The following is a 24,757-nucleotide window of genomic DNA, read 5'->3' as shown; positions in this document are numbered from 1 at the left end:
TATCGTAGCGTACATTACATACTATGAAATATTATCCAGCGCTTCCCGCCCTCGCGCAACCCGGTGCCGGCGTTGTCCTGCCCGCCCAGCTGGCCCAGCAGGCCGCCGATGCGGTGCGTGAACTGCTGGCTGAAGCGGCTGCCGCCAACACCACCCGCAGCTATGCGACTGCGTTGCGCTACTGGGCCGGCTGGTATGCGGCGCGCTACGGCATCGAGCTGACCATGCCGGTGCCCGAGGCAGCGGTGCTGCAGTTCGTGGTCGACCACGTGGTCCGCCGCAATTCCGATGGCGAGCTGACGTGGGAGCTGCCACAGGCGGTCGATGCGGCGCTGGTCGATGCCGGATTGAAGGCCAAGCCCGGTCCGTGGACCCTAGCGACCGTCCGGCACCGGGTCGCGGTGCTGTCCACCGCCCACCGACTCAAGCAGCAGCCCAACCCGTGCGAGCAGCCGGCGATCCGCAACGTGCTCAGCCGTGCCGCCCGCGCCTCGGTCAAGCGCGGCGAGCGACCGCGCAAGAAGACTGCGATCACCCTGGCCGAGCTGGAAGCAATGCTGGCCACCTGCGATGACAGCCTGGAAGGCCTGCGCGACCGTGCCCTGCTCTGTTTCGGGTTCGCCAGCGGCGGGCGTCGGCGCAGCGAGATCGCCGCGGCCGATCTGCGCGACCTGCGCCGGATCGGCGGCACCGGCTACATCTACCGTCTGGAGCACAGCAAGACCCAACAGGCCGGTGTCACCGCGTCTTCCACCCCCGACAAGCCGGTGCTGGATCGGGCGGCCCTGGCGCTGAAGGACTGGCTCGAAGCCTCGGGGCTCACCGAGGGGGCCATCTTCCGGCGGCTGTGGAAGCATCGGGTGGGCCCTGCCCTGTCCCCCGCTGCAGTGGGCGAGATCGTGCAGAGGCGGGCGCGCCTCGCTGGATTGGAGGGGGATTTCGGCGGGCACAGCCTGCGGTCGGGGTTCGTGACCGAGGCGAGCCGCCAGGGTGTGGCGCTGCCGGCGATCATGCAACTGACCGAGCACCGGTCGGTGTCCAGTGTTATCGGCTACTTCCAGACTGGAGGAGCAACAGCGAACCCAGCTGCTCGGCTCCTTGAGGACTGACATCGGTTCAAACTTTGTCAGATGCCGCGGCGTCAATCATCTGGTCGCATGGCGGGTCGCCTGCGACGCCACCGAAGCACGAAGGCCTGAAAAGAAACTCAAGGCCAAGACGAGGGCGCGGAAGCTTCAGTTCTTCGCACCATTGGTTTACACGGGATTCCTACCGTCAAACCCCTTAGATTCGCGCACCTATCTCGCCCTCATACCGACACATCGATCACGTCTTCGCCATGTATGCGTCGATGTCGCTCTCATTGGGTCTCTCTGCGTCCAGCTCCTCCTGCATTCCCTGGACAGGAGAGTCCGGTCTGAGTGAGGGCAGCACAAAGGTCTCGCCCTCGAGATGCCTTAGGATTGCCACGGAAAGATCGATGATATTCGACCATCTATCAAACAGGTGAAGCAAGGCCGCGAGCTTCACGGTTTCGATATGGACACTCTCCGCACCAGGAGGGCGATTTCTCGGTCCGTGCTCGAATATGACGGCAAGGTTCTCCGTTGTGCTTGACCGATTGAACCTCCGGATCTCCTCCTGGAGTCTGATCAATGCGCTATGCGCCGGTGTCTCGACATAAGAGTTCGACCCCATATCAAACTCAAGAAATGTAGGGCGCGACAAAACTTGCGGGAGAACGACTGGGTGAAGCTTTCTATCTAGCAAATGTATGCCAAACGTTGAGAGGATGTCCCACCTGCGTACACCAACGCTCGTGAATTGGCCCCCTTTCGTGGCCATGGTCAGCGAATGCTCCTTATGAAAGAGCTCGACTGAAAGCCTTGGTGAATAGATATCCTTCTTGTTCTTGACGAGACATTGGCGCAAGAACTCCCGTAGCTCCCCCCTAAGCAAGCGTCGCATGGTCATGTCCTCTACCGGAATCGAGGCAAATATATGTCCGTTCAGAACATCAACGATGTCACGGAATCCTTGAAATACATGGATCCAGTTGCCTGATGGAGCGACACCATCGCCGCGAACTGCTCGCTTGGTTTCCTCGGTCCGACTCACCTCTTCAATGAATTTGCTTAGGAATTCGGCATTGGCGGCAGACTTTCCACTGTAGTTCGCAATGGCTTTCTTGGCCGAATGATCAAGATCCGTACTCTCCAGATACTTGGCGAGTTCACGACGGTCCTCCCTAGCCTGCCAGACCTCAGACCGAACAAAGTTTAGAACCTTGAGCTTGCCCGCCAGATGCATCTGGTACGCCTCACGGTACTCCCGCTGCGTGATGGAGATCTGGTTAGCTTGGTCGTACCATCCCCCAACCCTCGCGCCGATCATCAATATAAAGTAGTCAGCCGAACGCAATGCTTCCAGACACGCATCGTAGGAATGCTTGTCCAGTGGCTTCTCAAAGTCGTTGCATTCGGATGCGAGGACCTTGCATCCCTGATCCTCTAGGTAGAACTTTAGGGCAGATCGAAGATCACGAAAGTCGTAGATTGTGGATGAGATGAAGAACGTTGGTCGACGCATTTCAGGCAGCCTCTTCCTGCATGTGGATCAGATCTCGCGACTTCCGATCGGCAGCAGGGATGCGCGATTATTTCGGCATCCTCTCCACGTCGGGATGTTGGCTACTTGGCTGTCGCGGGCAGTACCGTGATGAGCGCCATCCACGGAGCTATGGCAATTAGGGTGCCCAGGTAAGCCTTGCGCAGCGAACTGAACTTGCAGGTGAGGATTTTTGAATTGCGCCAGCACTGGTTGAGGATGTCGCCTTCAAGCTCAACGAGTCCGCGCCTGGCGCAGGCCAGTCGAAATTCGCTCTCAGTCATCTGCGAGATCGGATGAAAGAAGATAAGTGACTCCGTCCCACCGCGAAGGTCGGGAAAGTAGCCCCACCAAACGTGCCAGAAACTTGTCGTCAGGGGCACAAAGAAGGCAACGCCCAGCACCGCAATCAAAGGCGTAATCCCCTCCACACTTGGGATGCGTGTGGCCAGCATTGCCAAGATGCCTAGATTGATACCGAGCACCACCGAGAGCTTCGTATCCACGCGCGGAAAGAAGCCAAGTACCAAGTTCAGCTGTTGCCACGCCGCGCTAACGCGGTCGCTTTGACTTGGCAGGAGGCATCCAGTATTTGGAGCGTCGGCCATGAGGCTTTCCTTTGGCTATGGCTGCGGCCTGCTTTCGTTTGATCGCCTGTCGAAGTCCGCACGCTTGCAGGGTGTCGCAGCAGACATGTCCCGCGGCGGCGCAGGCGTCGAGATACTTCTTGTCGGCGACTTTACAGGCGTGATGCTCCAGTATGAAAGTCGCCAACGCCTGGGCATGATCATCGCAATCAGAGATATCCCGCTCCGGCGTTGCCCCGCAAGGGCAAATCGTGCGGCCACCCACGAGGGCCTTCGAACGTGTGGATACCCGCGCAATCCGTTCGGTCCCACAGCAAAGCTCTAAGCGATGTTGCCCGGGTCGCGGATCCTGGCGAACGACAAACTTCCCAGCCGCGACGCATTCGGCAAAGGCTGTGCTCAACCGCGCGGCGGCCTGCTCGGCTTTTGCCTGGCGGACAGCCGCATCGCCGTGCGCCCGCCCGTGTTCTGTGCCGGGAAACACGCCGCGGGCACTGGCCCCGGCCTGGCGTGTGAGGAACTGATAGACCGCTGCCCACCAGCGTCGTGCAGTGGTTTCGTCGGTAATGGTGCGGGGATTGTCCCGGCCCCATCCCAGACAGAAGCTGCCGTCCCCGTTGATATGCCGATCCGGGCAGAACGCCGGGAGCACGGTGTGTCCTGGAAGTTCGCGCACCGATACCTGGTCTGCGTCGAAGCTCAGGGCAAGGTGGAAAGTGTGGTTCGCGCCCCCGGGGCGGACAACCGTAATGACGGCCTGAGCACCCTCGGGGACGGCATGAAGCGTGGCGCCGTAATCAGGCGCCACGCTTTGCAGCAAGCCGCGGGCATCGACCATCAAATGCGACTGCTGTGGGGACGAAACGGTTGGGCGAGCTCGGGAACAATGGCCGGCGCAGCTGTCGCGTAGTGCTCAGCCTGGACAGCCTTGGCGACCTTGTCGCCGGACGCGGCCAACTCATCAACGGCGGCAGCGTAGTCCAAGTTCGCGGCCTTGCGGTGTTTGCCGAACACCTTGCGCACGGCCTCGGTACCGGCCGCATAGGCGGCGGCGCCAATGGCCGTTTCGGTGCCATCGCAGCGTCGCTGCTCGTCCTCCGACGCCAACACCCCACGCCCGGTGGCGCACCGCAGCAGGCTCCCTTTCATGCCTAGGCGCGAAAGTGCAAGCCAGCCCAGTTCAAACCCGATGGCCAGCCCCAGATCGTCGGTATCGGCACCTTCGGCATTCAAGTGCTCGATGGCGGTGGTAAAGCTGCTACGCAGTGCGCCGGCGCACTGGACAGCCGTGCTGACGGTCGCTTCCTCATCGGTGGTATGGGCCGTGCCTTCCAGCAGCGCGCCGTGCAGGCAGTCGCCAATGAAGCGCACGCGCCGCCCCGCGAAGTCCTTGTGCACGACCGCATCCAGCTCCGAGCGCAGCACATGGAGCGTACGGACCAGATTTTCCGGATTATCGTCCAGGTGAGTGTCGACGAAGTCGGTAAACGCGTCGATATCGGCGTAGAGCGAAACGCCCTCGAAGCGCTTGGACTTGGCCGCACTCAGCAAGTCGAAGTCCAAATCGGACAGTGGGGGCGTGGGACGGCTGAAGGAGAACTCGCCAATCGGCGACTCGTCCTGCTCTTCCTTCCACAACTTGATGATGCGTTCCGAGGAAACACCCAAGTTGGCCTCTTCCACGCAAGTGGCGATCTGATCCTCAGTAAGCGGAGTCGAACGGTCTTGCTCGCCGGTCAGGGCCGGAAAGCCCATAATCGCCCGCGCCCGGTGGGTGAGATAAATACCTTCAGCGACGCCATAGCCGGCACATTTCGCCGCGTGATTGGCGGGCGCGCCCAAAAACAGAGGCTCTCGACTCGCACGGCGACCATTGTTTACCGCCAACGCCAGCCCGCTGTCGATGCCCACCCGCACCTTCGCATTGGGAATGTGTTCGTCGGTATCGCCGGTCTGTGCCAGCACGTCAATGGTGAGTTTGGCGATGGCCACCGCGCGGGCGGCGCGCTCGCGCTCATCGGCGTCACCGTACGGTTTGGTCACTACGGCATGCAGCCGCTGGTTATGAAAATCCACGCGGATGGCATCACTCTCCTGCAAGATCCGGTGCACCGCGCGGTAGTGCTGATTGAGGAAGCGCAACGTGCGCTTGTGGCACGTCTCGCCCTCAACGTCGGTGCAACCCAAGATGTCCCGCAGATTGACGATGTCGATGTAAACATGCGCGCCATTGACGCGATAGGCGCGACTGACGGGGATGCTCTCCAGCGAGGTGTCGCGCTTGTAGTCGCGAATCTCGACTTCTCGCACCTCTTCATAACGCGTTGCGATGCGCTTTTTGGCGCGCTCTTCGTTCCAGCTATGCCCCATAACGCTCTCCGTGCAGCCGCTTGGTGTTGGGCCAGAGCGGGTCGCAGCGCCCCTTGCCCATGTGCAGGCCGGCTGAGCCGGGGCACTTTCGGCGTATATTGGGGGCCAATTCACACTTTCAAGGGGGGGCCGTGGGGACAGGGATGGTCGAGAGATTTGCCGCCGACGGCGGCAAGAGGCTGGTCAATGCGTTATCCGAATTTCGCCTTGTAGCCGGACTGAGCGAGGTTCCCGCACGCCTTGCCGAGGCGGGTGAGCTACTGGAAGTGGCGGCAGGCGAGTCCTTCATTACCCAATGCGGTCCGGAAACGGACGTGTTCTTTATCGTGGCCGGCTCGGTTGACGTCATCGTCAACGGCAAGGTGGTCAACACCCGACGGGCTGGGGATCATGTAGGCGAAATGGCCGCCATCGAGCCAGCTCAGCTGCGCTCGGCCACAATTACTGCCCGCGAACCCTGCGTCCTGCTGAAGATCTCTGAGAGCGACTTCATCGCCACGGCCGATGCCTACCCCATCATTTGGCGTCGTGTGGCCGCCACGCTGTCCCGCCGTTTGATGGAGCGTAACTCCACCATAGCCCAGGCCCGGGAGAAGGTCCGTGTGTTCGTGATGTCCTCGGTCGAGGCCTTGCCCGTAACACGTTTGCTAGTACAGCACTTCGAGCACGACCCGTTCCTGACCGTGGTCTGGGACCATGGTGTATTCCGCGCGTCGAATTACACGCTCGACGAGCTCGAACAGCAGCTGGAACAAGCCGATTTTGCCATTGCTGTCGCACACGCAGACGACATGGTGATCAGCCGAGGCGACGAATGGCCTGCAATGCGCGACAACGTCGTCTTTGAGCTCGGCATGTTCATCGGGTTCTTGGGACGCAGGCGAGCGTTCCTGATGGAACCACGCGAGGAAAAGTTGAAGCTGCCTAGCGACCTCGCAGGCCTGACTACGGTGCCTTACCGCTATGTAAAGGGTGCCGATGCTCGGGCCTTCCTGGCGCCGGCCTGCGAGCAAATCCGGGCCAGAATTCTTGAAGCGGGTCCGAGGAACTGACTATGCCTCTGCTCGATGACATGAAGACGGCTGTATCGGATATCGCTCGCAGCGCTTGGGCCACGCGTCAAGGACAGGTCGTTCCAGATCCCGAGGATCTAAGGCTCGGCAATGATGCGGTGGAGTTCGACCGAGCCACAGTTCTTTATGCTGACCTGCAAGGATCCACGAGCATGGTCGATGCCGAGAATTGGCAACTCAGCGCGGAGGTGTACAAGACCTTCCTGTATTGCGCGGCCAGCATCATTAGAAAGGAAGGTGGAAAGATTACGTCTTATGACGGCGATCGGGTGATGGGGATCTGGGTGGGCGACCGTCAGACAACACCAGCTGCGATCGCTGGATTGAAAATTAACTATGCAGTCCAGCAGATCGTCAACCCTGCGTTACGGCAGCAGTATCCAAGATGGACGGGCGAGGTAAAGCAGGTAGTCGGCATTGACACCAGCGCAATCCGCGCGGCGCGTACAGGCGTTCGGGGCGGAAATGACATTGTTTGGGTTGGGCGGGCGGCAAACTATGCCGCAAAGCTCACCGACTTGAACTTGAACGAAAGGACCTGGGTTACAGATGAGGCGTTCAAGAGGTTGGCAGATGAGGCCAAACTCGGTGGGTCCCCCAGACAATCGATGTGGAAGCGATACAGTTGGAGCCAGCAAGGTGATCGCATTATCCACGGCTCTACATGGTGGTGGGCTGTGTGAGCCACTTACTGACACCTCAGCTCCACCAGGCGGGTAGCGCGGCCAGGACTTCCTCCCCCCGGATTGGTCGCCGGACTGGATGCGCAGCCACAGTATGAGCCGCCCGGGGGAGTTCTAGATATCCAATGTCCCCTTCCCTACCCCCGATAAATCCACCTTATCTCGAATGCGTTGCCACCGGCGTTGGAACCCCACGATTGACCAGACCAAGCGCTACAGAAACCGGTGGAGCGCATAGTCAACGGTGGAATTCCTTCGCGAGCGCGATCGAGATTAATGCCTGCCCCATGTCGCCGAATAGCCAGAGGTAACGCTCTGGATCGAGCACAAAATCGGCCGGTGCTTGCGTGAGCGTGTTAGAAAGCTGGGTGACTACGTCCTCAAGTACGAGCCGGGCCGCGGCGTTCAGGCCGTCGGTGCTGACGGGGTCGGGCTGCGTCGCCTTAATGGCGCCCTCCCGCACCCATGCCCCCATCTGCGTGCCCGCGTTGCCATGCTCGGCAAACATGCTGATGTGGTTCACCAAGCGCTGCCGGCGCAGCGCGACGAAGTCTCGGATGGCCGCTTCCCTCGCCGGCGACGACAGTCCTCGGACCGCCTCGAATTCCTGTTGTGCCTGCTCGGCTTCGAGTCGGTCGCGCCGGTCAATCACGCGCCGCATGACGGCGGCAACCTGCTGCTGCATGCGGCCGCTTTGGAGCACCGCTTGCCCCAGGTAGTCCGGGCCGACCTGGTCGCCGATCAGCGCATGGTCGAATTCGTGGATCGTCCAGTCGTCGCCGTAGCGCGTCTTCAGCGGGTCGACGTGGACCACCACGGTGCGATCGGCCGTGTCAGGCGCGGCCTGTCCCAACCGGATGGTCCAGCACTGCAGGTCGAGCAGCGACAAGTAGGCCAGGACTTGCCCGGCACGAAGGCAGAGGACGATGGTGTGACCGAGCCCGGTTGAGGGTCGGCAGGGATTCATGCAAAAAACAGCCGTTCGGCGCCTAACCTTCTGATGTGAAGGGATTTTGGCTGCCAGGCGCAGTGGATTCATAGCGAAAGCTTGCGCTCCATCATGCCGGCCACAGGCTAGGTCTTTCGAGTCTGCCGGGATGGGACTGTCGATCGTTCCGGCGTTTCGGGCTTGTCTTCCTGTAAGCGCAATTGCGCGAGCAACTGCTCCAACGTCTCCAACCGGACGCCGGCGCGCAGCGCCTCCGCTTCAGCATGCTCGCGGCGCTCCCGTTCCTTCGCGGCGTCCGTGCGGGCGCCGGTCAGTTCGGTGTGTGCGGCTTCCAAGGCCTGGAGATCTTGCGCCCACCGTGCCTGCAGGGCCTGGTGCTCCACCGCTGTCTGTCGCAATGCGTCCAATTCCTGTTGCTGGGCTTGCGCCGCTTGGCGGGTTTGCGTCAATTCCCGTTCCAGGCGGCCGTGCCGTTCGAGCCACTGACTGTTGTCGCGGTTCAGTTGCAGCAGCTCGTGGTTCTTGGCGGTCAGGGCCTCATTGGCCTGACGCAGGGCGACCTGCAGTTCCTGGACCTGGTGTTCGTGCCGGCGCTGTTCCTGGTCACGCTGCTCCTTGACCGAGGTTCGGTAATGTTCCAGCGCCTCGCGGGCATGCTGGTGCCATGCGCCGCACTGGCCGTTGCCGTTGTGTTGGCTAGTCGCGCGTTATGAAATTGCGCCCGAACGGGCCTTACGTCGTGCCCGTCGTGCGTCGCGAGAATTCCCGCACCTCCCTGGATGACATCAGGGCGCCGATGACGATCTCGGCGCAATTCACATCACACCTCGCGCTAGACAACATCGATGTGGGCGATTTTCCGGAACCGTACGAAAACGAACTGATCTTGGCTGCGTAGCGTGGTTAACCCGTGCTGTCACAGCAGGAACTGTTTTGCTGGATGGGCGGACACGGCACGGTGCCGTACGAGCAAAAAACACAACAGTCGCCCGGCTTGGGTTTCAGTAGCTCGCCGCAGCCCACGCACTCGTACAAGAACTGGCACGCCGTCGTCGGCATGGTTTCGACAGCCTGATGTCCACACTGCGGGCACGTCAGCGTGCTCTGCAACTGCAACTCAGCCACCCTTTGCCCTCACGCTGGCAGGAAAGCCGGCGTCCGTAATGGCACGCGTTACGACAGGCAAGCTTGTTCGCTCCGCGTCGAACGTCACGACCACTGTTCCCGCCTGGGTATTCACCTGCCTGCCCGTCACGCCCGGCACTTGGTCCAAGGCCTTCTCGATGGTGATGCTGCAAGCGGGACAGGTCATGTTCTTGACGTTGAGTACGACCTGCTTGGGTGTCGCCGCGATCGCCACGCCGACCCACGCCATCATCACCAAGCCCAATATGGATTTGCGCATCGATCAACTCCTACAGAAACCAGCCTACGTAATAGGGGAACAGCAGCAACAAGCCGATCAGCACCGTGGCGATCCACAGCCAACGCCTGCGGCGATACAGAACCCGAGGATCCACGCATTCTCCGTCGGTACGGCAGCGTGACGCCGGCCCATAGAGGGCCCAGAAAGCCAGACCCAAGCACCCCAGCGTGGCGGCACTGAACCAAGGTCGCCAGGCATCCAGCGCGGTGAGGTTGGCAATCCATGCGCCGCTGATGCCCAGCAGCACCAAAACCAGAGGCACCACGCAGCACACGGATGCCGCGAAGGCGGCAAGACTCGCCGCAATGATGGCTGGAAGGGAGGATCTGGCAGGGAGTCTGGCCATGGGCGCATACTACGGTCCGTACCTTGGTACGGAGTCAAGTCATGGCCGCGAGCCCCCTCACTATCAGCAAACTGGCGGCTTCCGCCGGGGTGCACGTCGAAACCGTGCGCTACTACCAGCGCCGCCGACTGTTGCCGGAACCCCAGCGACCCCAAGGCGGTTTTCGCCACTATGGCTCGGCTGATGTCGCCCGCCTGCAGTTCATCCGGCGCGCCCAGGCGATGGGTTTTACCCTGGATGAAATTGCCGGGCTGTTGGAGATCAAAGGCAAGCGCGCTTGCGAACAAACGCGTCAACTGACCGCGCTCAAGCTGGTCGATGTTCGCCAACGACTCGATGCATTACACCGGTTGGAAGTCGATCTGATGAGCCTCATCGCCGAATGCAGTCAGGCGCCGGGCGGCGGTTCATGTCCGACACTCGAACTTCTCGATCGATCGTGATTTGGCGAATTCCCCCCGCACTGGGACCGCGGCTCCAAGCAACGAAACAGCGCCGCGCAGTCGATCCCGGATAGTCAACGTGCGCTGTGGATCGCCCACTTGCCCACATCCATTGCAGCTTCCTTGAGTGCTTCCGGCAAGGTCGGGTGGGCATGACATGTACGCGCGAGGTCATCGGCAGCGCCGTGAAACTCCATGGCAACGACCGCCTCGTGGATCAGCGATCCGGCTTCGGGTCCCAAGATATGCACGCCCAAAATGCGGTCCGTCTCGGCATCGGCCAGTACCTTTGCCAATCCTTCGGTCTGGGCCTTGGCCCGGGCGCGACTGTTGGCGTTGAACGGAAAACGCCCCACTTTGTAATTCACGCCAGCATCCTTCAGCGCTTCCTCGCTCAACCCGACCGATGCCGCCTCGGGCGCCGTGTAGACAATGGCGGGAATCGCGCCGTAGTTGACATGGCCAGGCAAACCGGCGAGTTGTTCGGCCAGGGCGATGCCTTCCTCGGTGGCCTTGTGCGCCAGCATCGGGCCGCCGATCACGTCCCCGATCGCGTAGATGCCTTCCACATTCGTGCGCCACTGCGCATCTACCGTGATGAACCCTTTGCGGTCGCGTGCGACGCCGATGGCATCCAGGCCCAGCCCGTCGGTGTATGGGCGCCGGCCGACGGATACCAGCACGCGATCGGCGCGTAGCTCCTCGCCAGCGCCTCCGTTTGAAGGTTCGACGGACAGAACCACGGCATCTCCGTCGATGCGTGCGGACGCCACCTTCTGGGAAAGCCGGAATTCAAAGCCCTGCTGTTGCAGCACCTTGTGCAACGCCCGCGCGAGTTCGGCATCCATGCCGGGTGTGATCCGGTCCAGATACTCAATCACGGTCACCTTGGAACCCAGCCGTTGCCAGACCGAGCCCAATTCCAGGCCGACATAGCCGGCGCCGATCACGACCAGGTGCTCGGGTACCTGCGCGAACGACAATGCGCCGGTGGAGGAGACGATCCGGTCTTCGTCGATCGGGACATTCGGCAAGGTGGCGCCCGCCGACCCCGTCGCAATCACGATCGCCTTGGCCTGGAGCGTCTGACTGGCGCCATCGGCGGCAGTCACGCTGACCTGGCCGGGGCCAGGAATCGATCCGGTTCCAAGCAGTCGCGTGATTTTGTGCTTGCGGAACAGGTAGTCGATGCCGTCGCCCAAGCCGGAGACCACCTTGTCCTTGTGATCCAGCAAATTCGCGAGATTCAATCGCAGGCCATCGAACTCGACGCCATGCGTGGCGAATTCGGTTTTGGCCGCCATGAAGCGTTCGGACGATTCCAGCAAGGCCTTCGAGGGAATGCAGCCGATGTTGAGGCAGGTACCACCCATGCGGGTGCGGGTTTCGACGCAGGCCACCTTCATCCCCAACTGCGCGGCACGTATGGCGGCCGGGTAGCCGCCCGGCCCGCCACCGATGATGACCAGATCGAACATCACATTTGCGTCCACTATTCGTTCTCCGTGAATGAGCCACGCGGCAAGCCGTTCTAGCCGCGCCGAAAGATGCCTTGCAACACCAGAATTGCGGCACCGGTGACGATGGCGACATCGGCCAGATTGAATGCGGGCCAGTACCAGTCGCGCCAATGCCACTGGATGAAATCCACCACATGCCCGCGCATGATGCGATCCACCGCATTGCCCAAGGCGCCTCCGATAAGCAAGGCGTAGGCAAGCGCCGGGGGCCATGCATGACGTGGCAGCTTGGTGAGCCAACGCGTCAACAGCGCGGCGATCGCCAGCGCAAGGAACGTCAGGACATGGCGTTGCCAGCCGCCGGCCGAGCTGAGGAAGCTGAAGGCAGCACCGGTGTTATAGGAGCGGTACCAGTTCCACCAGGAGTCGAACACGGGCACCGCCGTGTGCTCCGGCAATGCGGTCAGCACCCAGTATTTGGTGAGCTGATCGACGGCCAATACGGCGGCGGACACACCGAGCCACGGCAGCGCGCTTGGCATTCGCGGCACGCCACCCTGCGCGGTGCGTCTCTCACGCATGATTGCGCTCACGGGTCTGCCACGCCGCTCGCAGCAGCGCGGGAAGGCGCCGGGCGTCACGCGCCAGGAGCATGCCCGCCAGTGCCAGATAGAGCCAGGCGATGGCCGTCAGCACGAAGATTTCCTGCTCGGGGTTGGATTGATAGAAGAACGCCAGCATCAGCTGCCCGACGAACAGCACCGCCAACGCCACGGCGCCAACCAGGCTCAGCCGCATGCGCAGCAGCAATGCCAGTGCGAACATCGATTGCGCGGCGGTCAGGAAGAATTCCTCGTGCTGGCGTGCGTCCAATGGCAGCGAGGTCAACTCACCGGCACCAATGCTCATGGCAATCGGCAGCATGCCCACCAGCAGGGTCCATTGATTGATCTTGTCGCTGATCATCGTGGTCAGACCGGCGCGGGCGCGGCCATCCAGCACGAACAGGATCGCGATGGTGACCGCCGGCGCTTCGCTGGCCAGCGGTGCCAGCCACTGGATCAACAGGAACTCGTCCATCCCCAGGCGTCGACCCGAAGCCACCAGCGATTCGGCGAAGGGTTCGGCCGCCAGCAGGATCACGCCTGCGGCCGCCACACTCATCACTGCCATCACCGTCCAGCGCTTGCCGGGCGACAACTGCGCGATCACCGCGCCCGGGCCCGGCTCTTCGTCTTCTTCCTCTTCTTCGTTCTCGGCCTTTGATGTGCGCCACAGGTACAGGCAGAACAAGGCACCCAGCACGACGAAATCGAACAGGCCGATGCGGTTCTTGAGGATGATGACGAAGGCATACGCGCTCGCCAACGCAAGGAAGACGATTTCGACCGAATTTTCGACCTGCAACGCAATCCCGCGTTGCCGCGAGCGCCACCAGTGCAACCCCACCAGCAGCGGCCAGGCAAGCCCGATCAACAGGCGATTGGCACCGGTCATGTTGGCGGCGGCGTAGGCCACATACCCGGACGCCGGATCTTGGCCGGCGCGGTAGGCGTAGTAGAAGTCCACCGCGTATTCGGGCAGCACCGTGATAAGTGCGACCACCGCCAGCACGAAGCCGGTGGCGATGTACTTCTCGGCAGCCTCCGCGCCCCACGACAGCAGGAAGCCGGCGGCCAGAATCGCCATGCCGAACAGCACCATGTCGCCCAGGGCGCCGACGCTGCTCCCGGTCACACGCAGGTACAGCGCGGGCACGACGGCCAGCGCTGCCAACCCCACTGGAACCACGAATTCTCGGACTGCGCTGTGTGTTCGCATGACGTGCCAGCTCCCTTGGGTCCTACGCGGTGCCGTCGATGGGGAATGCTTGCTCCACCGGGCTGACATAGACCCAGCCCGCGTCCGGTCGCCCCGTCCGCCCGACACGGCGGAAGATTTCCACAGCCCGGGCCACGTCTTCATCCTCGCAGAACAGCTCCATCTGCACCTCGTTGATCACCTGGTCGCCGAACTCGACCGAATACTCCTGCTCGCGTGCACTGAGTGCACGCAGCAGGCCCTTCACGTCGAACAGGCTCAGGCGCTGGAAGCCGGCGGCTTCCAGCGCGTGGATCAGGTCGGAGACCCGGTTGCGGTGCACGAACGCCTTGATCTGTTTCATCACACGGTCTCCTGCGGGTTGGATCCGGCCCCCTTGCGTTCGGCGCGGGTTTCAAGCCATTCGTACAGCACGGGCAACAGCACGAGCGTCAACAGCGTCGAACTGATCAGGCCACCCACCACCACCGTCGCCAACGGACGTTGCGTTTCCGCGCCGACACCGCTGGACAGCAGCATCGGCACCAGACCGAGGATCGCCACGCTCGCGGTCATCAGCACCGGTCGCAGACGCAGAGCCGTGCCCTGCACCACCGCTTCGCGCACCGACAGGCCTTTCTCACGCAGCTCGTTGAGGAAGCTCACCAGCACGATGCCGTTGAGCATCGCCACGCCGAATACCGCGATGAAGCCGATCGCTGAGGGCACCGACAGGTACTGGCCGGTGACAAACAAGGCCAACAATCCGCCAATGGTGGCGAACGGCACGTTGGCCAGAATCAGCGCCGCGTACTTGACCGAGTTGAAGGCGGTATAGAGCAACACGAAGATGAAAAAGATCGTGACTGGCACGATCAGCGCCAACTTGGCCAGCGCACGCTGCTGGTTCTCGAACGCCCCACCCCACTCGATCCAGTAGCCCGGCGGCAGCTTCACCTGCTGCTTAATCGCCGTCTCAGCGTCCTGGACGAAGCTATCGACGTCGCGGCCTCGGACGTCCATCTGGATCACCGCATAGCGTTGCAGTTGCTCGCGACGGACGAACGAGTAACCTTCGGCCACGTTGATGTCGGCTACCTCCGACAGCGGCACCAAGGCGCCGGTTGCCGTGCGGAGCGGGATGCGACGCAATGACTCGACCGAATCGCGTGTCGCGTCATCCAGCCGCACTGCGATATCGAAGCGTTTCACGCCATCGAGCAGTACGCTCACCGGTTCGCCGCCCAGGCCATTGCGGACGATGGTGAGCACCTCCTCAGCGTTCATGCCATGGCGGGCCAGTTCGTCGCGCTTGACCGCGATGCGAATCTGCGGCTTGCCGATGTTGGCTTCCAAAGCAAGGTCGGCCACGCCCGGCACCTTGTCCAGCACGCGCTTGATGCGGCCGCTCAGCTTGTCGAGTTCGCCCAGGTCTTCACCGTAAAGCTTCAGCGCCAAGGTGGCGCGCACGCCGGAGATCAGTTCCTCCACGCGCATCTGGATCGGTTGGGTGTAGCCGGGCACCACGTTCGGCACGACCTTCTCCAGCGTCTCCTGCATCGCCGCTTCGAGCTGCTTGATGTCGCGGCCCGACTTCCACTCTTCCTCGGGTTTGAGCGCGGTGTAGATCTCCATGTAATTGACGTCGGCGGTCTCGCCCTTCTCGGCACGGCCGATCATCGCCAGCGTGGTCTCGACCTCCGGGAATTGCTTGAAGGCCGCGGCGATGGTGTTGCTGGTCTTGATCGATTCGTTGAGCGAGGTCGACGGGATGCCCGTCACGCGCCACATGATCGAGCCTTCCTGCAGTTGCGGCATGAACTCCTTACCCAGGAAAGGGAACAGCGCCAGGCTCGCGACCAAGGCGACAAGCGCGCTGATCACGACCACTTTCTTGCGGCCCAGCGCCTTCGCCAACAGCGGCTGATAACCACGCTTGATCCTGGCCACCAACCACGTATCGCGCTCGGGCTTGGGCTTGAGAATCATCGACGCCAAGACCGGGATCAGCGTCAGGCTCAGGATCAGCGAACCGGCCATCGCGAAGGCGATGTTGAATGCCATCGGCTTGAACATCTTGCCTTCGAGGCCTTCCAGCGCGAACAGCGGCAGGAACACCACGATGATGATGCCGATCGCGAACGTGATTGGATTGGCCACTTCCTTAGCCGCGGCCAACACCGCAGAAGTCTTGTCGACCTTCTCTCCGTGTTCCAACCGCTCCGCCATGATCCGGAAGGCGTTTTCCACCATTACCACCGCGCCGTCGACCATCATGCCGATGCCGATCGCCAGGCCCGCGAGCGACATCAGATTGGCGGACAAGCCGACCTGCCCCATGCCGATGAAGGCAATCAGCATGGCCAGCGGCAGTGTGACGATCACGACCAGCGCTGAGCGGACCTCGCCCAGGAACAGGAACAGGATTACCGCGACCAGCAGCGAGCCTTCCACCAGCGCCCGCACCGCGGTTTCGACCGCCTTGTTGACGAGGTCAGTGCGCTCGTACATCGGCTTGAGCACCATGGTCTTCGGCAGTGCATCGCGCACCACGTCAAGCTTGCCCTTGACCGCCTCGACCACGTCCTTGGCGTTCTCGCCGATGCGGGCCAGCGCCTGGCCCATCACGACTTCCTGGCCGTCGCGGGTCACCGCACCGAAGCGCGGCGCGGGGGCTTCGACCACGGTTGCCACGTCACGCAGATACACCGGCACACCGTCCTCCGACTTGAGCACGATCGCGCCGATGTCCTCGGTCGACTTCAGCAAACCCAGACCGCGCACCAGGAACTGCTCGCGGCCCACGTCCATCACGTTACCGCCGACCTGGCCGTTGTTGGCGGGGAGCGCGTTGATGACATCGCCGAAGCCCAGCCCGCGGGCGTAGAGGCGTTGCGGATCGATCTGCACCTGGTACTGGCGTTCGCCACCGCCCCAGGAACTAACGTCGTCCACGCCCGGTGCCGTGCGCAGGATCAGCCGCACGGTCCATTCCTGCCAGGTGCGCAGGTCCATGTCGGTGACCTGATCCTTGCTGACGCCGGGCGCTCGTTCGACGGTGTACCAGTAGACCTGCCCCAGGCCCGACGTGTTCGGGCCCATGCTGGGTTTGCCGTAACCCTCTGGCAGGCGGTCGCCGATTTCCTGCAGGCGCTCGTTGACCAGTTGACGGGCGAAGTAGATGTTCATGTCGTCCTTGAAATAGACCGACACGTACGACAACCCGAACAGGCTGACCGAGCGGATTTCCTGCACCTTCGGCAAGCCGGCCAAGGCCGACTCGACTGGGGTGGTGAGCAGTTGCTCGACATCCTCGGCGGCCAAGCCGGGGGATTCGGTGTAGACATTGACCTGGACTGGAGTGACGTCCGGAAACGCATCGATCGGCACGTTGCGCACCGCGCTGATGCCGAGGAAGGCCACCACCGCGAACACGATCAGGACCAGGAACTTGTAACGCAGGGAGAGTTCGACCAGGCGATTCAGCATGGCGCACCTCCCGCGCGGGCGGGATTGGCGTCAGAGGTCATCACTCTTCTCCCAACTGCGACTTGAGCATCTGCGCCTTGACGGCAAAGGCGCCTTCGACCACGACGGCATCGCCGGGCTTGAGGCCTTCGCGGATGACGGTGCGATCACCGATGGCTTCACCGGTGCGAACCGGCGCCGGTTCCAGCGCACCTGCCGCATTGCGGCGGAACGCCACCGTGTCGCCTTCCAACTGCACCAACGCGTCGGTCGGCACCGACACCGTGGTCGCGGCGGCGTTGCCGTCCTTGGCGACATCGCTGGCCTCGAAGAACACATCGACGTAATCGCCGCTGTGCAGGCGGTCGTCCCGGTTCGGAACCTCGATCCGCACCACCGCATTGCGGGTCGTGTCCGACGTGCGATGCGCGGGATGCTGAACGGTACCCTTCAGGCGCCCGCCGTTGAACACCACCGTCGCTTCCGTGCCGGGTGTGATGCGCGGAACGATCCCCGATGGCAGCTTGGCGTCGACCCAAACCACCGATTCATCGACCAGGCGGAACAGCGTCTTGCCCGGTTCAATTTTCTCGCCGACGACCACGGCATCCTCGGTGATTCGCCCGGCATGCGGCGCGGTCAAGGTGAACTGGCCGTTGCTGCGCCCGGCCGCCGTGCCCGGCAAGCCATACGCCTGTGCCGTTGCGCGAGCGCGATCGAGCGCGACCTGTGCCTCGTTGATGCGGCGCCCGGACACGGCCTCACGACCGAGTGCAGAGACGCGGCGCCATTCCTGTTCGGCGATGCGCAACTCTGCCTGGGCATTGGCGACTTCGACGCTGGACAGCGTCACCAGCGGTGCGCCGGCGCGCACTTCGTCGCCGAGCTTGGCATGGCGACGCACGACCAGGGCTTCGACACTGGGCGTGATCAGCGCCGTGCCGTAGGCATTGTCGAGCACTTCACCGGGCGCACGCAGCTGTTCGCTCATCGAAGCGGGCTGCAACGCCTGCACGACGATGCCGGCAGCTTTCATCGCTGCGGCATCGAGCTTGACGGGCGCGATGCCGGCTTCGCTTTCGGTGGGCGCTTCAGCGCCTTCGGCTTCGGTCGGGGCCGACTCGGTCGAGGGGGACCTCGAACATGCGGCCATGGCAAGCAGTAACGCCGCGGCCAGCAACGGCGACATCAGACGGAACGGGGTCATCGAAAGTTCTCTCATGGGGTGCCCTCCAGGCCGGCCCAGCGTTCAAGCTGTCCGGTGGCGGCGAGGTAATCGGCGTAGCTGCGCCACAGGCGCGCTTCGAGTTCGGCGCCGGCGAGTTGCGTGTCGAGGGTCTGCTTGAGTTGCAGCAGGTAGTCAGCGGTGGACAGCTCGCCCTCGCGCCACAAGCGCTCAAGGAGAGTGGCGCGACGCTCCACATCCGTGCCGCGGCTCGCCTGCCAGCGCGACCAGGCCGATTGCGCTGCGGCGTAGCTGTCGATCGCACGGCGACGATCGGCATCGAGTTCGACGCGCACGCGCTCGGCCTCGGCGATCGCGACATCGGCATCGGCCTGAGCTGCCACTACCTCGGCGCGATAGGAATTGCGCACGAACAGCGGAATGCTGAGCGACACGCCGACCACGTTGTCCTGCACATTGCCGTAGTCGATGCGTCCGCCGCGCACGCCCACGGTGGGATCGGCCACCCGATTGCGGCGGGCAACGGTCACTTCGCGTTCGGCAGCCAGCGCAGCGGCTTGTGCGGCTTGCCAGTCGGGCAACTGTTCGATGCCGGTATGGGAGGACATCGGCGGCGGCAATGCGTCGCTGGGCAGCGTCAGGCTCGCCAGGAGTTCCGGCGAGCCGCCGACCGCGCGGAAACGCGCTTCGGCCTCCGCCTGTTCGGCGACGAGTTGCGACTGCTGGGCTTGCGCTTCATCGCGGGCCAGCAGTGCCAAATCGCGCTCCAACCCGGAAATGTCGGCTGCAGCAAACTGCTTTTGTGCCAACTCGCCAAAGCGCGTGACCAACGCCAATCGACGTTCACCGGTGCGCACACGTTGCTGCGCCGTCTGTAGCTCAGCCCAACTGGCGAACCACTGCTTGGCGAAATCGCGGCGACGCAGCTTGGCTTCAGCGGTGGCTAGATCGACCCGCGCGGAGGCCGCGTCGCGACGCGCGCGACGCTTGCCGCTCAGATCGAGCGTGAGGTTGAGGCCAGCGGTTGTGGTGCGATCCGGGCCTTCATCGTCGCCGGCCAACTCGACTTCGGGGTTGTAGAGCGGTCGTCCGGCCGCATCGTACCGGGCACGGGCTGCGGCCAGTTGCGCTTCGGTGGCGCGATAACTCGGATGGTGTTGCCAGGCGGCCTGCAGCGCCTCGCGAAGTGCGACTGGGGCCTGTGTATCGGGGGTTTGGGCGGCCATGGCCAAGCCCGACAGCAAACTCGCTGCCAGAACCAGGACGGCCAGCCGCGCGACGCGACGTCGTCGCGGCGAACGAACAAGGTGCATTGGAAGATCCTCTGAGTCGGCGGTGTCCTCTGGCGCTCCGCGCCAAAGGGGCAAAACACCTGACTCAGGCGATCGGCGGCCTCAGTTCCAAGGGTTGCGACGCGCTGGGCGGCAACCCGGACGTACGCATAGGCAGCGCCTGCGGCACGAGCACAACCACGATCTGCGTATCCGGCACCATGGCGGCAGCATGATGGCAACCGCAGTGACTGCAAGCGGCATGCCCGAGCTTGAGCTTCGTGGAATCGTCATTACCGCTATCCAGCGGCGATGCCTTCACCGCCACGGCATGGCTGCCATCCGTGCCGAAGCCCATGTCCGCGAAATCGTGCTTCGCGCAGGCGACCGCCGCGCCGATCTTCAGAGCGAAGATCAGCAGCACCAGTACCGCCAGCCGCGTGGAAGCGCGCAGGCGGGCCAGCAGCAGGCAGGAGGAGGCGACCGGGTTCATCCTGCCATCCTAGCCGGTGCCACGGACGTTATAAAATCTCATCAGGCCGGTTCCCGGGAGCGGGTCATGCCGTTCCTCGCTCGTGGACACATGCGCGACGGTATCCACGTCACTTCCTCAGCAGGCGCATGCCGTTGCCCACCACCAACAGGCTGGCGCCCATGTCGGCGAACACCGCCGCCCACATCGTGGCTTGGCCTGCAAAGGTCAGCACTAGAAAAACCGCCTTGATCCCCAGGGCCAAGGTGATGTTCTGCATCAGCACGTGAGCGGTGGCGCGCGAGAGCCGGATGAAGGCCGGAATCTTGCGCAGATCGTCGTCCATCAAGGCCACATCGGCGGTTTCGATGGCGGTGTCGGACCCGGCCGCGCCCATCGCAAAGCCGATATCAGCCCGCGCCAACGCCGGGGCATCGTTGATGCCGTCGCCGACCATGCCGCTGGTGCCCTGTGCGGCGAGGGCTTCCATTTCCCGCAGCTTGTCTTCGGGTAGCAGGTTGCCTTGGGCGCGGTCGATACCGACCTCACCGGCGATGGCCTGCGCCGTGTGCGGGTTGTCCCCGGTCAGCATCAGGGTCTTGACCCCGAGCGCGTGCAAGTCGGCAATGGCCTGTCGGCTGCTGTCCTTGACCGTGTCGGCCACGGCGAAGATCGCCTGCACGCCATCGCTTGCCAGCAGCGCCACGACGCTCTTGCCTTGTGCTTCCAAGCTGCTGAAATGCGCTTCCAACGCTGCCGAGCTGGCACCCAGGTCCTGCACGAGCCGATGGTTTCCCAAGTGGTAATGCGCACCTGCCACCTGGCCGCGTACACCGCGGCCCGGCAAGGCGGCGAAGTCCTCGACTTCACGCACGGTCACCGCATCGTCCTGTCCCGCCACGGCAATGGCCTTGGAGACGGGATGGTCGGAGCGAGCGGCCAAGCTGACCGCGATCGCGCGAGCCAGGCCTGGGTCCGCCTCGCCCCATGCGGCGAAATCGGTCTGCTTGGGTTTGCCGTGGGTGATCGTCCCGGTCTTGTCGAGCGCCAGCCATCGCAGCTTGCGACCATTCTCCAGGTACACGCCGCCCTTGATCAGGATGCCGTGCCGTGCCGCCGCGGCCAGTCCGCTGACGATGCTCACCGGGGTGGAGATCACCAGTGCGCAAGGACAGGCGATTACCAGCAGCACCAATGCCCGGTAGGTCCATTCCAGCCACGCCGTCCCCATCAGCAGGGGTGGCACCACCGCGACGCCGATGGCGACGGCGAACACCAGCGGGGTGTACCAGCGCGCAAACTGGTCGACGAAGCGCTGGGTGGGCGCACGATTGCCCTGCGCCGCCTCCACCGCGTGGATGATGCGCGCGAGGGTGGAATCATTGGCCGTGGCCGTGACCCGATATTCGAGCGAACCGGCTTCGTTGATGGTGCCGGCGAACACCGGATCGCCCTCGGCCTTTTCGACAGGAAGGCTCTCGCCGGTGATCGGCGCCTGGTTAATCGTGGAGCGGCCCAGGACCACCACGCCGTCCAGCGCGATGCGCTCGCCCGGCTTGACCCGCACCCGGCTATCGAGCGCGACCGTCTTGGCATCCGCCTCGACCCATCGGTTGCCATCCTGCAGCACCGTGGCCCGCTCGGGCGCCAGGTCCATCAAGCCCCGGATCGCATTGCGCGCACGGTCCAGCGATTTGGCCTCGATCACCTCGGCCAGCGCGAACAGCACCATCACCATGGCCGCTTCCGGCCAATGGCCGATCAGCATCGCGCCGGTGACCGCGATCGACATCAGGGCGTTCATGTTGAGATTGCGGTTCTTCAGCGCAATCCAGCCCTTCTTGTAGGTGGACAGGCCGCCGGTACCGATCGCCACCAGCGCCAGTGCAATGACCAGCCACGCAGGGGCCCCGAGCCACGACACGACCTCGGCGAGCAGTGCCGCCGCACCGGAAACGATCAACGGCCACCAGGCTGTCCGGGTCCGCACCGGTGCAGTCAACTCTGCGCCGCCGGCCGTGGCGACCGCTTCGGCCTCGAAGCCCAGCGACTTCAAGGCGGCCAGCACATCCGGCAAGACGCCGGTCGCGTGGCGGACGGTCAGGGTGCGTTGCACGAGATTGAAGGCCAGCGCGTCCACCCCCGGCATGCCACTCAACTTGCCGCGGATCAGGCCTTCCTTGGTGCGGCAATCCATCTTCGCGATATGCAGCGCCGTTTCGACGGCAGACACAGCCGTATCCAAAGGCACCGCCTGCATGCCGATCGCCGCCAGCGCGTCTTCCACAGGGGCCAGCGCAGGCAACTGGTGAAGCACTGTCAGCGTGCGCTGCACCAGGTTGAACTGCAGGTCCGTCACGCCCGGCACTTGGCCGAGCTTGTTCCGGATCAGCGCCTCCTCGGTGGGGCAGTCCATGTTCTCGATGCGATAACGCATAGCCTGGGGTGAAGGCGCAGGAAGTTGCGCCGTGGTCACCGAGCCATCACAGCTGTTGCAAGACGTGCTCATTGCGCGCGGTCTCCCTTGACGGCTTGCGCGGGCACACGCGAGTTGCGCGCATTGAAATAAAAACCACCGATCGCAATCACCGCCACGGCCAACTGCGCCAGCAGGGATTGCCAGGAGGGGTACACGCCCAGCCAATCGATGCGCGGCGCGGCGACCAGCGCCTGACCGACCCAGCCGGCTTCCTGCAGCGCCGCGATGCCCTTGCCGACCAGCACGACGGCGAGCACGGCAATCAGGATCGAACTGATCGAGAAGAACTGGCCAATCGGCAGGCGCTTGCTCATGCGCAGCATCCAGTACGCCACCCCGGCCAACACGACGCTGCCGGCGACCAGCCCACCCAGAATCGCGGTGCTGTTTTCCTGGTTCCACATCGCGATGAAGAACAGGATCGTCTCGAACACTTCGCGGTAGACCGCGACAAAGGCCACCAGGAACAGGAAGACCGCCGAGCGCCGGGTCAGCGCGGCCGAGACCTTGGCATGCAGGTACTGCTGCCAGCGCCCGGCCAGGCTCTTCTGGTGCATCCAGATGCCCACGCTGAGCAGCACCACCGCGGCGAACAACGCCGACACGCCTTCGGTGACCTCACGGTTGGCGCCGCTCACATCGACCAGATGGGTCGCGATCGCCCAGGTCGCCACACCCGCCAGCAACGCCCCGACCCAACCGGCGTGTACCGCCGGCAGGACCTCGCGGCGTTCGGCCTTGCGCAGGAAGGCGATCATGCCGATCACGATCAACAACGCCTCGATCCCTTCGCGGAGCAGGATGGTGAAGCTGCCCAGGAACGCCGTGGTGCGATCGGTGTGCGCATCCTGCAAGACCGCCTCGGCGCGATCGAACAGCGCGCTCACCTGCGTCGCCTGCGCTGTCGCATCGGAGGCAGGAACGCGGCGGCCGATGGCATCGCGATAGCGCGCCATGGTGGTTTCGAGCTCACGCATCAGCGCGTTGTCCCGCGCGGCGAGTGTGGGCTCGACCGGTTCGACGCCATCCAGGTACGCCGACAAAGCCGCCGTCTTCGCCTGCCCGGCATCGCCCGCCTGATAGGCGCGGAGGCTCTCGGCCATCCGTTGCCGAGCCAGTGCGAGCGATTGGACTGCTGCCACGCCCGAGGCTGCGGTCTGGACGGCCTGCGGCTGCCCGCGCAGGTAAGCGATGATGGCCCGCGCCTGTGTGTCCTGGCTGCCGGCGCCGATCAGATCCGCCTCGCTGGTGCGGGTCAGCGCTTCCAGCGTGGGAATGCGCTGGTGCCAGGCCGGCGCGTCGCGCCACAGCGCTTCGCCCTCGGCCCGCATCTGCGGCGAATGCGACAAGCTGCCGACGTAGAACGCCAGCGCCCAGCGATCGGCTTCCGGCAGGGACGAGAAGCCGGTCATGGCCGTTCCCTGGATCCCTTGGGAAATCGCTTCGTACAAGGCGAAGGGACTGCGCTGGGCGGCGCGGGTGGCATCGGTGAAGGCAATGGGCGGCGGATCCAGGCTCGCCGCAGCCGGCCCATCGCCGTGGCCGGCCGGACCATGGCAGGCAGTGCATTGCGCGGCGTAGAGCTGTGCCCCCCGGGCCGGATCGGGCGGCGTCGCCGGCACGGCACCGACCGGATAGTTGGCCAGCAGGCCGTCGGCCAGCCGATGCGCCAGATCGGCGACGTGCCTGGCGTCGGCCTTGGACTCGACAGCGGTCACCAGCTGATCGGCTTGGGCGATCAGGCCGGCCTGGCCGGGCGTCGACGGCAGCGCGGCCAATTGGGTTCGCACCGCCCCCGCAAATTCGCGCATCTCCGCGTACTCGGCCTCGGACGCGACACTGCCGGATTTCACGGCCGCGCCATAGTCGACGGCCACGTAGTCCAGCAGTTGCCAGGTCTGGCGCGGGTTGACCGCGGACGGCGCGGCGGCGAAGGCCGGGAAGGACAGCCAAGCCAAAAACGCGATCAGCAGGCAACGACAGAGGGAGTTGGTCACGGGGAGCGCCTAGGTGAAGGGCAATAAACGGGAATGGGAACCAGTTGCAACAGCGAGCGTACACCCCGTACCTGCTACGGAGTCAAGGGCAGGACTCCACGACATGACAGCCCCTCCCTCTGTGTGCCATAGCCCCCGTA

At 63.6% G+C, this 24,757-nt stretch carries 22 protein-coding genes and 1 pseudogene; 4 read left to right on the top strand and 19 right to left on the bottom strand.

Going from position 1 to position 24,757, the window contains the following annotated elements; all coding sequences use genetic code 11:
* The first annotated feature begins 23 nt into the window (after positions 1 to 23).
* Entirely contained in the window at positions 24 to 1,109 is a 1,086-nt protein-coding gene (locus EDC34_RS00345) for a site-specific integrase (protein ID WP_114958872.1), read from the top strand.
* A gap of 217 nt (positions 1,110 to 1,326) precedes the next feature.
* Here the strand turns inward: EDC34_RS00345 and EDC34_RS00340 are convergent, their stop codons facing one another.
* The 4 genes from EDC34_RS00340 to EDC34_RS00325 form a co-directional block, all read right to left on the bottom strand.
* Positions 1,327 to 2,589: a DUF4062 domain-containing protein gene (locus tag EDC34_RS00340; protein ID WP_114958871.1), complete on the bottom strand. Its 1,263-nt coding sequence runs from the start codon at positions 2,587 to 2,589 to the stop codon at positions 1,327 to 1,329.
* 101 nt (positions 2,590 to 2,690) lie between these two features.
* Positions 2,691 to 3,215: a Pycsar system effector family protein gene (locus tag EDC34_RS00335; protein ID WP_140197686.1), complete on the bottom strand. Its 525-nt coding sequence runs from the start codon at positions 3,213 to 3,215 to the stop codon at positions 2,691 to 2,693.
* Positions 3,160 to 4,032 carry an E2 domain-containing protein gene (locus EDC34_RS00330; RefSeq protein ID WP_132982818.1) on the bottom strand — a complete coding sequence of 291 codons (873 nt, stop codon included), beginning with the start codon at positions 4,030 to 4,032 and terminating at the stop codon, positions 3,160 to 3,162. Before EDC34_RS00330 ends, EDC34_RS00335 begins: the two co-directional genes overlap by 56 nt.
* On the bottom strand, positions 4,032 to 5,564 hold the full coding sequence (locus EDC34_RS00325) for an adenylate/guanylate cyclase domain-containing protein (RefSeq protein ID WP_114958869.1): 1,533 nt from the start codon (positions 5,562 to 5,564) through the stop codon (positions 4,032 to 4,034). Before EDC34_RS00325 ends, EDC34_RS00330 begins: the two co-directional genes overlap by 1 nt.
* Before the next feature lie 143 nt (positions 5,565 to 5,707).
* On the opposite strand from EDC34_RS00325, the gene EDC34_RS00320 reads away from it, so the two are divergent.
* Positions 5,708 to 6,616 (top strand): TIR domain-containing protein, encoded by a 909-nt coding sequence (locus tag EDC34_RS00320; RefSeq protein ID WP_165921004.1) that lies wholly within the window; start codon positions 5,708 to 5,710, stop codon positions 6,614 to 6,616.
* A 2-nt stretch (positions 6,617 to 6,618) separates the two neighbouring features.
* Positions 6,619 to 7,320: an adenylate/guanylate cyclase domain-containing protein gene (locus EDC34_RS00315; RefSeq protein ID WP_114958867.1), complete on the top strand. Its 702-nt coding sequence runs from the start codon at positions 6,619 to 6,621 to the stop codon at positions 7,318 to 7,320.
* A 238-nt stretch (positions 7,321 to 7,558) separates the two neighbouring features.
* Here EDC34_RS00315 and EDC34_RS00310 read toward each other — a convergent pair whose 3' ends face one another.
* The 5 genes and pseudogenes from EDC34_RS00310 to EDC34_RS00290 all read right to left on the bottom strand — a co-directional run bounded on the left by EDC34_RS00310 (position 7,559) and on the right by EDC34_RS00290 (position 10,041).
* A complete protein-coding gene (locus EDC34_RS00310; protein ID WP_132982817.1) occupies positions 7,559 to 8,209 on the bottom strand; it encodes a hypothetical protein in 651 nt (216 codons plus the stop codon).
* Between the two features lie 185 nt (positions 8,210 to 8,394).
* Positions 8,395 to 8,931: pseudogene (locus EDC34_RS00305) on the bottom strand (DNA-binding protein); the annotation flags it as partial.
* Positions 8,932 to 9,172: 241 nt separating this feature from the next.
* Positions 9,173 to 9,394, bottom strand: a complete 222-nt coding sequence (locus EDC34_RS12320; protein ID WP_114958865.1) for a GDCCVxC domain-containing (seleno)protein — start codon at positions 9,392 to 9,394, stop codon at positions 9,173 to 9,175.
* Complete coding sequence (locus EDC34_RS00295; protein WP_114958864.1) at positions 9,387 to 9,674, bottom strand: heavy-metal-associated domain-containing protein; 288 nt, start codon at positions 9,672 to 9,674, stop codon at positions 9,387 to 9,389. Before EDC34_RS00295 ends, EDC34_RS12320 begins: the two co-directional genes overlap by 8 nt.
* A 10-nt stretch (positions 9,675 to 9,684) precedes the next feature.
* Positions 9,685 to 10,041 (bottom strand): mercuric transporter MerT family protein, encoded by a 357-nt coding sequence (locus EDC34_RS00290; protein WP_114958863.1) that lies wholly within the window; start codon positions 10,039 to 10,041, stop codon positions 9,685 to 9,687.
* A 41-nt stretch (positions 10,042 to 10,082) separates the two neighbouring features.
* Between EDC34_RS00290 and EDC34_RS00285 the strand changes: the two genes are divergently transcribed.
* Positions 10,083 to 10,484, top strand: coding sequence for a MerR family transcriptional regulator (locus EDC34_RS00285; RefSeq protein WP_114958862.1), 402 nt, complete (start codon positions 10,083 to 10,085; stop codon positions 10,482 to 10,484).
* Positions 10,485 to 10,558: 74 nt separating this feature from the next.
* Here EDC34_RS00285 and lpdA read toward each other — a convergent pair whose 3' ends face one another.
* The 10 genes from lpdA to EDC34_RS00235 form a co-directional block, all read right to left on the bottom strand.
* Positions 10,559 to 11,962 carry a dihydrolipoyl dehydrogenase gene (gene lpdA / locus EDC34_RS00280; protein ID WP_205388017.1) on the bottom strand — a complete coding sequence of 468 codons (1,404 nt, stop codon included), beginning with the start codon at positions 11,960 to 11,962 and terminating at the stop codon, positions 10,559 to 10,561.
* A gap of 53 nt (positions 11,963 to 12,015) precedes the next feature.
* On the bottom strand, positions 12,016 to 12,525 hold the full coding sequence (gene lspA, locus EDC34_RS00275; protein WP_425477422.1) for a signal peptidase II: 510 nt from the start codon (positions 12,523 to 12,525) through the stop codon (positions 12,016 to 12,018).
* Positions 12,518 to 13,765, bottom strand: coding sequence for a sodium/calcium exchanger protein (locus EDC34_RS00270; RefSeq protein ID WP_240311023.1), 1,248 nt, complete (start codon positions 13,763 to 13,765; stop codon positions 12,518 to 12,520). The genes lspA and EDC34_RS00270 overlap by 8 nt, the downstream gene beginning before the upstream one ends.
* Before the next feature lie 22 nt (positions 13,766 to 13,787).
* On the bottom strand, positions 13,788 to 14,108 hold the full coding sequence (locus EDC34_RS00265; RefSeq protein WP_114958858.1) for a P-II family nitrogen regulator: 321 nt from the start codon (positions 14,106 to 14,108) through the stop codon (positions 13,788 to 13,790).
* On the bottom strand, positions 14,108 to 17,233 hold the full coding sequence (locus EDC34_RS00260) for an efflux RND transporter permease subunit (RefSeq protein WP_114958857.1): 3,126 nt from the start codon (positions 17,231 to 17,233) through the stop codon (positions 14,108 to 14,110). The genes EDC34_RS00265 and EDC34_RS00260 overlap by 1 nt, the downstream gene beginning before the upstream one ends.
* A gap of 40 nt (positions 17,234 to 17,273) precedes the next feature.
* Positions 17,274 to 18,419 (bottom strand): efflux RND transporter periplasmic adaptor subunit, encoded by a 1,146-nt coding sequence (locus tag EDC34_RS00255; protein ID WP_162797639.1) that lies wholly within the window; start codon positions 18,417 to 18,419, stop codon positions 17,274 to 17,276.
* 11 nt (positions 18,420 to 18,430) lie between these two features.
* Positions 18,431 to 19,711, bottom strand: coding sequence for a TolC family protein (locus tag EDC34_RS00250; protein ID WP_114958855.1), 1,281 nt, complete (start codon positions 19,709 to 19,711; stop codon positions 18,431 to 18,433).
* A 64-nt stretch (positions 19,712 to 19,775) separates the two neighbouring features.
* Complete coding sequence (locus tag EDC34_RS00245; RefSeq protein WP_114958854.1) at positions 19,776 to 20,162, bottom strand: hypothetical protein; 387 nt, start codon at positions 20,160 to 20,162, stop codon at positions 19,776 to 19,778.
* A gap of 109 nt (positions 20,163 to 20,271) precedes the next feature.
* Positions 20,272 to 22,578, bottom strand: a complete 2,307-nt coding sequence (locus EDC34_RS00240) for a heavy metal translocating P-type ATPase (RefSeq protein WP_114958853.1) — start codon at positions 22,576 to 22,578, stop codon at positions 20,272 to 20,274.
* 68 nt (positions 22,579 to 22,646) lie between these two features.
* Positions 22,647 to 24,617 carry a cytochrome c/FTR1 family iron permease gene (locus tag EDC34_RS00235; RefSeq protein WP_165921003.1) on the bottom strand — a complete coding sequence of 657 codons (1,971 nt, stop codon included), beginning with the start codon at positions 24,615 to 24,617 and terminating at the stop codon, positions 22,647 to 22,649.
* Between the last annotated feature and the right edge of the window lie 140 nt (positions 24,618 to 24,757).

Origin of the sequence: Thermomonas haemolytica (assembly GCF_004346265.1) — a bacterium.
In the GTDB taxonomy this organism is placed as follows: domain Bacteria; phylum Pseudomonadota; class Gammaproteobacteria; order Xanthomonadales; family Xanthomonadaceae; genus Thermomonas; species Thermomonas haemolytica.
Note: the sequence above shows the minus strand (reverse complement) of the source record. Positions and strands in the feature narration are given on the sequence as shown.